Annotated in this window: 6 protein-coding genes, 1 tRNA gene, 1 other RNA gene and 1 pseudogene; 4 read left to right on the forward strand and 5 right to left on the reverse strand. The window is 70.6% G+C overall.

Annotated features, from left to right (window positions below; genetic code table 11):
• Positions 1-2,139 (reverse strand): DNA polymerase III subunit gamma and tau (locus HZS56_RS36035; protein WP_216725027.1); only part of this gene is annotated, 2,139 nt, incomplete at its 3' end.
• A 46-nt stretch (positions 2,140-2,185) separates the two neighbouring features.
• Positions 2,186-2,280, reverse strand: an RNA gene (gene ffs, locus HZS56_RS36040) — signal recognition particle sRNA small type.
• Positions 2,281-2,354: 74 nt separating this feature from the next.
• Between ffs and HZS56_RS36045 the strand changes: the two genes are divergently transcribed.
• Both HZS56_RS36045 and HZS56_RS36050 read left to right on the forward strand, forming a co-directional pair.
• Positions 2,355-2,439: transfer RNA gene (locus HZS56_RS36045), tRNA-Ser, on the forward strand.
• Positions 2,440-2,931: 492 nt separating this feature from the next.
• A complete protein-coding gene (locus HZS56_RS36050) occupies positions 2,932-4,353 on the forward strand; it encodes an ATP-binding protein (RefSeq protein ID WP_216725028.1) in 1,422 nt (473 codons plus the stop codon).
• Between the two features lie 420 nt (positions 4,354-4,773).
• On the opposite strand, the gene HZS56_RS36055 is transcribed toward HZS56_RS36050, so the two are convergent.
• The 3 genes and pseudogenes from HZS56_RS36055 to HZS56_RS36065 form a co-directional block, all read right to left on the reverse strand.
• Positions 4,774-5,649 carry an alpha/beta fold hydrolase gene (locus HZS56_RS36055; RefSeq protein ID WP_216725029.1) on the reverse strand — a complete coding sequence of 292 codons (876 nt, stop codon included), beginning with the start codon at positions 5,647-5,649 and terminating at the stop codon, positions 4,774-4,776.
• Positions 5,650-5,812: 163 nt separating this feature from the next.
• A complete protein-coding gene (locus HZS56_RS36060; RefSeq protein WP_253915464.1) occupies positions 5,813-7,081 on the reverse strand; it encodes a competence protein CoiA family protein in 1,269 nt (422 codons plus the stop codon).
• Positions 7,082-7,263: 182 nt separating this feature from the next.
• Positions 7,264-7,986 (reverse strand): annotated as a pseudogene (locus tag HZS56_RS36065) (MMPL family transporter); the annotation flags it as partial.
• A 186-nt stretch (positions 7,987-8,172) separates the two neighbouring features.
• Here HZS56_RS36065 and HZS56_RS36070 point away from each other — a divergent pair.
• Complete coding sequence (locus tag HZS56_RS36070; RefSeq protein ID WP_216725032.1) at positions 8,173-8,604, forward strand: hypothetical protein; 432 nt, start codon at positions 8,173-8,175, stop codon at positions 8,602-8,604.
• Positions 8,605-8,759: 155 nt separating this feature from the next.
• Complete coding sequence (locus HZS56_RS36075; protein ID WP_216725030.1) at positions 8,760-9,893, forward strand: glutathione-independent formaldehyde dehydrogenase; 1,134 nt, start codon at positions 8,760-8,762, stop codon at positions 9,891-9,893.
• Positions 9,894-9,997 lie beyond the last annotated feature (104 nt).

The raw sequence follows: 9,997 nt of genomic DNA on the forward strand, positions 1-9,997 counted from the left end.
TGGCTTCGGCGGCGGGGACGCCGGCGCGGACGGCCGCTGGGCGGGAGCGCCGCCGCCGAAGCCACCCCCGCCGCCTCCGCCGCCGTAGCCGCCACCGCCGGAGCCGCCCTGGCCGCCTGACGGCCCCGAGGGAGGCGGGGGAGCCGAGCCACCGGAGGGGTCGACGACCGCCTCGATCTTCCACTGCACGTTGAACTGCTCGGCCAGGGCCTGCCGCAGCACGTCCTCGCTGCCACTGCTCACGAAGTTGTCGCGGGCACCGGCGTTGACGAAGCCGATCTGGAGGGAGGTGCCGTCGAAGCCGGTCACCTGGGCGTTCTGTCTGAGCAGGATCCAGGTGAAGCGCCGGCGGTTCTTGACCGCCTCCAGGATGTTGGGCCAGATCGAACGGGGATCGACTCCGCTCCCCGGAGGCGGAGAGGCGGGCGCCGGGGCGGCCGGGGCCGGCGCGGGTGCCTGGGCCGCGGCGGGCTCCGGAGCAGCGGGCGGCCGTGGCTGACCGCCGCCCGCCGGTGCCGCAGTGGGCCAGCCGCCGGGTCGGCGCCCACCGCCCGCGGGCGCCGCGGTCGGCCAGGCACCGGGCGCGGACGCCGAGGGGGGCGCCGCGGCGGGAGGACCGTCGGGACCGGGACCGGGACCGGGAGCAGGCGCGGGCGCCGAGGGACCGGACGCGCCCCCCGCATCGGAAGAAGCCCCACCGGCACCAGCACCGGCACCACGCCCCGGACCCTGCCCGGAACCGGAAGCCTGCCCGGGACCAGAACCGGGACCAGGGCCGGAACCGGAGGCCTGTCCGGGACCGGGACCAGGGCCAGGACCGGGATTCCGTACCGCCGCCCGGGCAGCCGCGGGCCCGCCCCCGGGCGGAACGGCGGCCGCGGGATCCGCGACGCCCCCGCCGCCCACCGGCTGCCCACCGGCATGCGCCTCGGGCCCCGGCACGTACCCCACGGCAGGCGCGTCCGTGCCCGCCGAGAACTGCACCCCGCGCTCGATCCGGTCCAGCCGGGCCATGACGGACCGCTCGTCGCCGTACGCCGCGGGCAACAGCACCCGCGCGCAGATCAGCTCCAGCTGGAGGCGCGGCGAGTGGGCACCGCGCATCTCGGTCAGGCCCTCGTTGACGATGTCGGCGGCCCGGCTCAGCTCTGCGGCGCCGAACGACCGGGCCTGCTCCTGCATCCGCTCGACGACGTCGGCGGGAGCGTCGATGAGCCCCTTCTCGCCGGCGTCGGGCACGGCGGCGAGGATCACCAGGTCACGCAGGCGCTCCAGCAGGTCGGTGACGAAGCGGCGCGGATCGTTGCCCCCCTCGATCACCCGGTCCACGACCCCGAAGGCGGCGGAGCCGTCCCCGGAGACGAAGGACTCGACGACGGAGTCGAGCAGCGAACCGTCCGTGTAGCCGAGCAGGGCGGTGGTCATGTCGTACGTCACACCGTCTTCGCCGGCGCCCGCGAGCAGCTGGTCCATGACGGACATGGAGTCACGCACGGACCCCGCCCCGGCCCGCACGACGAGCGGGAGCACGCCCTCGTCGACCGCGATCCCCTCCCTGCCGCACACCTCGGCGAGGTAGTCGCGCAGGGTGCCGGGCGGGACGAGCCGGAACGGGTAGTGGTGGGTCCGCGACCGGATGGTCCCGATGACCTTCTCGGGCTCGGTGGTCGCGAAGATGAACTTCAGATGCTCCGGGGGCTCCTCGACGACCTTCAGCAGGGCGTTGAAGCCCTGCGGGGAGACCATGTGGGCCTCGTCGATGATGTAGATCTTGTACCGGCTGGAGGCGGGCCCGAAGAAGGCCTTCTCGCGCAGGTCACGGGCGTCGTCCACGCCACCGTGCGAGGCGGCGTCGATCTCGATGACGTCGATCGACCCCGGCCCGTTCCTCGCGAGGTCGCGGCAGGACTGGCACTCGCCGCACGGGGTCGGCGTCGGCCCCTGCTCGCAGTTCAGACACCGCGCCAGGATCCGCGCGCTGGTCGTCTTGCCGCAGCCGCGCGGACCACTGAACAGGTACGCGTGATTGACCCGGTTGTTCCGCAGCGCCTGCTGCAGCGGGTCGGTGACATGCCCCTGCCCGATGACCTCGGCGAAGGACTCCGGGCGGTAACGGCGGTAGAGCGCGAGAGACGACACGCATACGAGGTTATAGGCGCCCACCGACAACCGGGCCGCCCGCAAAGGAGACGCCCCCCACGCACCCGCCAGAGCCGACCTACCCTTGCTGCCTTCCGGCCCTGGGGGAGTTCAGTCAGATAGCGCCGCGTGAGGGGCTGGGCCACACGTTACCCGATGCGGGGCCCCCGGAACGAGTTCGCAAGCACTCCCCGGCGTCATGTAATGTTCTCGGCGGAGGATTCGCCTAGAGGCCTAGGGCGCACGCTTGGAAAGCGTGTTGGGGGCAACCCCTCACGAGTTCGAATCTCGTATCCTCCGCAACCGCCTGAACAGGCGAAACGAGAAGCCGAGCCGCGATACGCGGTTCGGCTTCTCGTCATGCGCTGGTTGCATTTACATGTTCCCAATTCTGACATTTCGTTTCGAGAGTCCGGACTGCCCCGCTCCCGCCGCGCCGCGCATGCCGGCGCCCACCGACGGAGGAGTCCTGTCCCGTACGGCATCCGCGGATCACAGGGGTACGACATCCTTGAAAGCCTGCGGCGAGTCCCCCGCTGCCATGGTCCTGATCTCGTGAGGTGCCCCGGCATGAAGTCCCCATCGACGCTGGCGACTTGGCTGAGCGGCCTCGACGGCTGTCGTCTGGCACGCGCGCTCGAGGCATGGAGGGACGCGGCGCCCCTTCGGGACGCCGAGCGCGTTTTCACGCTCTCCCGCATCCACGGCGTCATGAGCGCCGCAGGCGAATAGGCGGATTGGTAGCGACATCGATACTATCTCTGTCGCTACTATTGCTCACGGGAGGCTTGCATGCGGCGCTTCATCGGTCGGGACCGGGAGCTGCACGTGCTCGGCAGCGCCCTGCGGTCGGTCCTGGATGCCGTCGGCTCGGTAAAGCCGGGACAGTGCATCCTCATGCGCGGGCGGAGGCGAGTCGGCAAGTCCAGCCTCGTCGAGGAATTCCTCCGGCGGACCGAGGTGCCGTACCTGTTCTTCACCGCGGCGGGCGGCACGGCGGAGGACGAGCTGACGGAGCTGCTCGACGCCGTCGCCAGATCCACCCTGCCGGAGCGGACACTGTTCTCCGAGGAGACTCCAGAGCAGTGGAACGCGGCATTCAGACTGCTCGCGGAGATCCTTCCCGACGACAGCCCAAGCGTGGTTGTCATGGACGAGGTTCCGTACCTCATGGACCGCATCGACGCCTTCGAGGGCATGCTGCAGCGGGCGTGGGACCGTCTGCTCAGCCGCAAACCCGTACTCCTCCTCCTGGTCGGCTCCGACCTGTCGATGATGGAGGCGCTGAACAGCTACGACCGCCCCTTCCACCAGCGGGGCCGGGAGATGGTCGTGGGGCCGCTGAACCCGGCCGACATCGGCGAGATGCTCGACCTCGCGCCGGCCGCGGCCTTCGACGCCGCCCTGATCACAGGTGGACTTCCGCTGATCTGCGCGGAGTGGCGGCCCGGAGCCGACGTCTGGGAGTTCCTCCGCGGCTCACTGGACAACCCCATCTCCGCGCTGCTGGTCTCCGCCGAACGGTCACTGGCCGCCGAGTTTCCGCCACAGGCGATGAGCCGGGAGGTCCTTCGGGCCATCGGAAGCGGGGAGAGAACCTTCACCAACATCGCTCGCGCCTCGGGCGGCATCGCCCACACCACCCTCACCCGAGCCACTGATGTCCTCACCGGGAAACGGGTGGTGGCAGCCGAGCTGCCTCTCTCACTGAGGCCGTCGAAGGAACGCCGCTACCGCGTGGCCGACCCCTACCTCCGGTTCTGGCTCGCGTTCCTGGACCCGCACATGGCAGAGATCGAGCGGATGCGGGGAGACCTCACGCTGAGCCGGATCAAGGAGCAGTGGACGAGCTGGCGGGGGCGTGCGATCGAACCCCTCGTCCGGGAATCCCTCGCCCGGCTCCTGCCGGACGGGCTCCTGCCCGCCGCCCCCACGATCGGCGGGTACTGGACCCGCAGCAACGACGTCGAGATCGACCTGGTGGGCGCGGACCGGCAGCCGGTGGCCAAGGAACTGCTCTTCCTCGGGTCGGTCAAGTGGCTGGAGAACTCCGCGTTCGACAACCACGACCTGGTCGCGCTGCAGAAGCACCGGGCCGCGATCACCGACGAGCCGGTACCGCTCGTAGCGGTCTCGCGCAACGGGACCACCTGTTCCGGGCTCCAGGCGGCATACGGGCCCAGAGAACTACTCGGCGCCTGGCGCAGGGCGTGATCAGCAGCTGGACTCCCGTGGTTGCAGTTCTGGTTGCATTCACCTGCGTACAGCACCGTTCAAGAGCCCTGCTCGACTCGGCTACACCGCAGGTCAGGACGCCCACGTACGCACCAGAACCCCCAGACGAAGACTTGGAAAGCGTGTTGGGGGGGGCAACCTCTCACGAGTTCGAATCTCGTACCCTCCGCCAGTGCCTCACCGGGCACGATGTCGAAGGGCCCACCGTCCGCGGTGAGGCCCTTCGGCGTTGAGCGTTGCAGTTCGGGTTGCGGTCGTCACAGTCACCGCCGACCCGACCCCTGCCGCACGCACCGCGGAGACGATCCCTTCACCACCTCGGAGGACACCGGCACAGAGCGCCGCTCGATTCCCGGTCCAGCCGGTTGGTCGCAGGGGGAATGCCCGATGCCACCGTCGTCATCGGGCATGGGCCAGCAGCGTGCTCAGGACAGCCTCGGCATGCGTCCAGAGCAGAGATCCCGCGGTGGCAGGAAGCAGGTGCCTGGTCGCCTTCGGGATCGTCCGGGTGAGTGATGCGCCCAGATCCGGGGAGTGGACCGGGCTGGTGTCCTGCTCTCCGTACCAGAGCTCGACCGGGACGGCGATGTCGGCCGGGTCGAACGGCCAGCGGCCCATCGCCAGAACGGTGTCGCGTGCGTAGCCGGCCGGGCCCTGGCTGAATGCCTCGTCCATCGCGCGCCGGAACGCGCGCTGAAAGACCGGGTCGGTGTAGACCGTGCGGTCTGCCTCGGGGCTCGTCGTGATGATCAGATCCCACAGTGCGTCGGCGCTGCCGAAGCCGGCGAAGGAGGCCTCAGCGGCGTCGGGGTCGGCTGCCACGGCGTTCACCATGTCCCTCACCTGCGGGGCCAGGGCGTGTGTGAGGCGAGGATGGGCGAGTTCGTCGCTGCCGGACGCCACGGCCACCGCGTTCACCAGACCGTCTGCGGCCAGGGCGAGGGCAAACGGTGCCCCTTGCGAGAATCCCACCGCCGACGGGGTCCGCAGGGCCTGCTCCCGGATGAGGTGCCGGATGTCGGTGGTCCAGCTGGTCAGGGTCCGGCCGGGGGCTGGATCGGAGGCGCCGAGGCCGGGCCGGTCCACGCTGATGAGCCGGATGCCTGCCGCGTCGATGACACTGCCGCCGAAACCGAGCCACCTGCTGGTGGCCGCCCCCGGGCACAACAGCACCGGGGTGCCGTCGGCCGGTCCCCATTCCGCCCAGCCCATGAGCCGACCGTCCGCCAGCCGGGTCCGTCCCAGCCTCGCTGGTTCGCGCACACCGTATTCCATGATCCCCATTGTTCCCCGCACACGTCCCGACCGCGGTCCCGTCACCGGTCGCAGCAGCGAGCGAGACGCGGCGGGAGCCCACAAGCTCTTCGAACCGGCAGGCACGCTCCAGCACCTCCCGGGGCGATGAACATCTGCTGTCCGCTCTCGTGAACAAAGCCAGTTACGGCTGTCGCCCGTTGAGGACGGCCCTGCACACGGTGCAGTACATGGCGGCGTTCCGGCCGTGTCGCCGCATCAGCTGACCGCAGCCTGTGCACGGTCCGATCTCCCACGGCGGGCATCCCAGCGCGGCCGAGGCAGCAGCCCGCTCGACATCGGTGATCCGCATCGGGCCGCGGGAGCGCTGGACCGGCATGCGGGGCAGCGTGAAGCCGCCGGTCGGCTGGTCGAGATCACGCAGGGGTCGGCCGTCGCCGGCGAACCAGCCCTCCTCTCCGGCTCGGCAGGTGCGGTCGATCTCCTGCTCAGCGAAGGTGATCACATCGTCCTCGTCCTCGGCCGGGACCGTGGGGAGCGGGGTCTTCTCGCCGACGAGCTCCTGCCACAGCGCACGGTCGTCGGCCGACACCCACATGTGCCGGCCCGCGCGGCCGTTCCCCCGGCTGGGCACGTAGACCGGGACGCTCTCGCCCGTCGCGCTCCGCAGGACCAGTTCCTCGATGTGGACGGGCTTCCGCGCCGGAAGACACAGCGCGGGCGCGAACCAGTCGGCGTGCATCGCGCCGCAATGGCCGGCGCCCCCGCTGATGAGGCAGTGGCGCTCGCTGCTCGGTACGCACCTCCAGACTTCGAGGTGTCGGTACCCGCCCCGGATCACCATCTCCTTGCCGTCGGCGATGTCCTTCCACGGCATGTCGTCGACCCGCGTCCAGGGAGCCCGGTCGATCAAAGAAGCCGTCCGGTCCTTCGCCACCCACAGCGGGGTGATGCCGTGCTCCACGGCATTGACCGAACGCCGGTGCACACTGCTGGGGCCGAGGTGGTGGTACTGGATCTCCCAGCCGATCCTGAGACCGCCGGGACCGGTGACGACGGCATCCGAGACGCTCCGCCGGTTGGCCACGGGGACCTCGGCCTCGGCATGCAGGCCGTACCGCCCGGCGGTCTCGACGATGCGTTCCTTGGTGGCCTTGTGCTGGGCGCTCTCCGCCGGCGTCGCCTTGTGCGTGAGCGGCAGGTGCGACGCGACGAGCGGTCGCCGGCCGCCCACGCGACCTCGACGGATGAACATCCAGGGCGACTTGCCGCCCGACTCCGACAGGCACTCGCGCTTTTCGTGGTGTGCGAGACATTCGAGCAACTGCGCGTCGCGCTCCGAGACCTTGACGGTGATCTCCTGGAGCAGATCGGGACGGTCCGGGTGACCGAGGTCGGGCAGGGACAGATTGATCTCTATGCCATATCTGGTGTGCCACACCCCATTAGCCATCCTTCCACCATAGGAACGAGCACTGACACCCGACAGGGCGCGGAAGAGGTTCAACACCTCTGCTCAGAGATGCCGCGATGCCGCGACCAGCCTCGGCTGCTGGTCCGGGGGCTGCGGGGTTTCCCCGGGCCCGCCCTTTCGCGTCTTTCCGGGGCTTCCGGGGCTTCCCGGCCGGGTGTTGTTCAGGGCCTCTTCGAATGGGCCCGGGGCGGCTCCGGTGTCACCCTCGGCAGGTGGCGGGCCAGAGGGGCCGGGAGCCACCAGGCGTGGCGGCCCAGGAGTTGCAGGGCGGCCGGGACGACGAGGCAGCGGATGACCACCGCGTCCAGGAGGATCGCCGTGGCGAGGCCGAGGCCGAACTGCTGGAGCATGCGGCTGAGGACGAAGGCCGCGAAGACGACGATCATGATGGCCGCGGCGGCCCTGATGACCCGGCCGGTGGCTGCCAGGCCCTCTCGGACGGCGAGGGCCTGGTCACGGGCGCGTTCCCACTCCTCGTGGATGCGGGAGACCAGGAAGACCTCGTAGTCCATGGAGAGGCCGAAAACGGTCGCGAAGACCATGACGGGGATGAACGCCTCCACCGGGCCCGGCTGGACGCCGAACCAGCCGGGCTGGAAGACCAGCGTGATCACGCCGAACGCCGCCCCGATGGACAGGAGGTTGAGGAACGCCGCCTTGACCGGGATCCACACGGAGCGGAAGACCGGCAGGAGCAGGAGCGAGGAGAGGCCCACGACGACCGTCACGAAGAGCGGGATGCGGGACGATACCGAGTCGGCGAAGTCCTGTGCCGCGGCCGTCGGTCCGCCGACCAGGTACGTGGCACCGGTGCGGTCGGACAGGGCGGGCAGGACGTCGTCGCGCAGGGTGTGGACCAGGTCGGCGGTGGGCTCGGCCTGGGGGCGGTGGCCGGCCGTCAGCGTAGGCAGACCGTGGCCGCCGTGCCGTCCCCCGCGCGGCGGAGCCGTCCGGCCCCCACCCGCAACCTCGGGGGTAACCGGATGCCGGGAGCCACAACCGCCGGAGTACGGCCGGTGACGGCTCCGGGGCGACGCCCGCGGGTCCCTCCCCGTTCGACGCTGGGGGGCATGAGCACCCGATCCGGCCCCGGCCTCCCCCTCTCCGTACGCCTGCGCCGCCTGAACCGGCCGGTGGTCGCCCTGCTTGCCGCCGTCGCACTGGTCCGGCCGCTGTTCTCGGTCACCGGCGCGACCGGCGCGACCGGCCGGCCGCTCGCGCCGATGCTGCTGACCGTGGTGATCAGCCTGGCCTGGATCCTCGTGGTCGGGCTCAGCCGGGTGCGCGAGCCGTTGCTGACGCCGGTGGTCGCCGGGGTGGCGTACGCGCTGGCCGCGCTGGTTCTCAGCGGGGTGCTGTCGCCCCTGCTCGACGGCACGCTGCGGGGTCCGCTCGCGCGGCCGCAGACCATCCTGCCGATGCTCCTGGTCGACGGGGGGTGGGGCGCCGTCTGCGGCGTGTGCGCGCTGGGCGTGCGCCAGATGCGGGGACTCGGACCCTGACCCCGCGGCCAGGGGCGGAGGAGGAGCCGGACAGGAACTTGCCCCGTCTGCCGGACCGGACAACCATGAGAGGTGGGTCACAGCGAGACAGGAGGTGCCGAGGGAGCACGGGGAGCGAGCAGGGGGAGCGGAGCGACGAGACGGAGGTCGCGATCATGAAAGCAGTCGTCTACAAAGAACCGTTCTCTGTTGCGGTCGAAGACGTGGAGAAGCCGGGGATCCAGCATCCGAACGACGTGGTCGTGCGCGTCACGTCGACCGCGATCTGCGGCTCCGACCTGCACATGTACGAGGGGCGCACCGCAGCGGAGGCCGGCATCGTGTTCGGCCACGAGAACATGGGGATCGTCGACGAAGTCGGTCAGGGCGTCACGGGCCTGAAGAAGGGCGACCGCGTCGTCATGCCCTTCAACGTCGCCTGCGGCTTCTGCACCAACTGCGCCGCCGGGTACACCGGGTACTGCACGACCGTGAACCCCGGTTTCGCGGGCGGCGCGTACGGCTACGTCTCCATGGGCCCCTGGCAGGGCGGCCAGGCCGAGTACCTGCGCGTTCCCTACGCCGACTTCAACTGCCTGAAGCTGCCGCAGGGCGACGAGCACGAGACCGACTTCATCCTCCTCGCCGACATCTTCCCCACCGGCTACCACGGTTGCGAGCTCGCCCAGGTCGGCCCCGGCGAGAGTGTCGCGGTGTACGGGGCGGGCCCCGTCGGGCTCATGGCCGCCTACTCGGCGCTGCTGCGCGGCGCGAAGAAGGTGTTCGTCGTCGACCGGGTCCCGGAGCGGCTGCGGAAGGCCGAGGAGATCGGGGCGGTGCCCGTCGACTTCTCGGCGGGTGATCCGGTCGAGCAGATCAAGGAGCAGACCGGGGGCGCCGGCACGGACAAGGGCGTGGACGCCGTCGGCTACCAGGCGACCGCGGGCGGAAGCGGCGAGGAGGAACCGGCGACCGTCCTGAACTCGCTCGTCAACACCGTCCGGCCCACCGGGGCGCTGGGCGTGCCCGGGCTCTACGTCCCCTCCGACCCGGGCGGCCCGGACGAGCACGCCAAGCAGGGCATGCTCCTCGTCGCGATCGGCAAGCTCTTCGAGAAGGGGCTGCGGATGGGGACGGGGCAGTGCAACGTCAAGCGCTACAACCGGCAACTGCGCGATCTGATCATCGAGGGCAGGGCGACGCCCAGCTTCGTCGTGTCCCACGAGCTGCCCCTGGACCAGGCGCCGTCCGGCTACGACAAGTTCGACAAGCGGATCGAGGGCTACACGAAGGTGGTCCTGCACCCTTGACATCCTCTTCGCCCTAAAGGACGGAGATTCCCGCCTGCCTGCCGGTGGTCACCGGCTGAGGCTTCGGGTGGGTTCCTGTTTCGCTGCGCGGTGCCGGGACAAGT

The sequence above is a fragment of the Streptomyces mayonensis genome (assembly GCF_018982965.1).
In the GTDB taxonomy this organism is placed as follows: Bacteria; Actinomycetota; Actinomycetes; order Streptomycetales; family Streptomycetaceae; genus Streptomyces; species Streptomyces mayonensis.

Bases quoted from the DNA above. Each gene is read 5' to 3' on its own strand.
- HZS56_RS36075 (WP_216725030.1), top strand. From the start codon at position 8,760: ATGAAAGCAGTCGTCTACAAAGAACCGTTCTCTGTTGCGGTCGAAGAC.
- HZS56_RS36055 (WP_216725029.1), bottom strand. From the start codon at position 5,649: ATGGAATACGGTGTGCGCGAACCAGCGAGGCTGGGACGGACCCGGCTG.
- HZS56_RS36070 (WP_216725032.1), top strand. From the start codon at position 8,173: ATGAGCACCCGATCCGGCCCCGGCCTCCCCCTCTCCGTACGCCTGCGC.
- HZS56_RS36060 (WP_253915464.1), bottom strand. From the start codon at position 7,081: ATGGCTAATGGGGTGTGGCACACCAGATATGGCATAGAGATCAATCTG.
- HZS56_RS36050 (WP_216725028.1), top strand. From the start codon at position 2,932: ATGCGGCGCTTCATCGGTCGGGACCGGGAGCTGCACGTGCTCGGCAGC.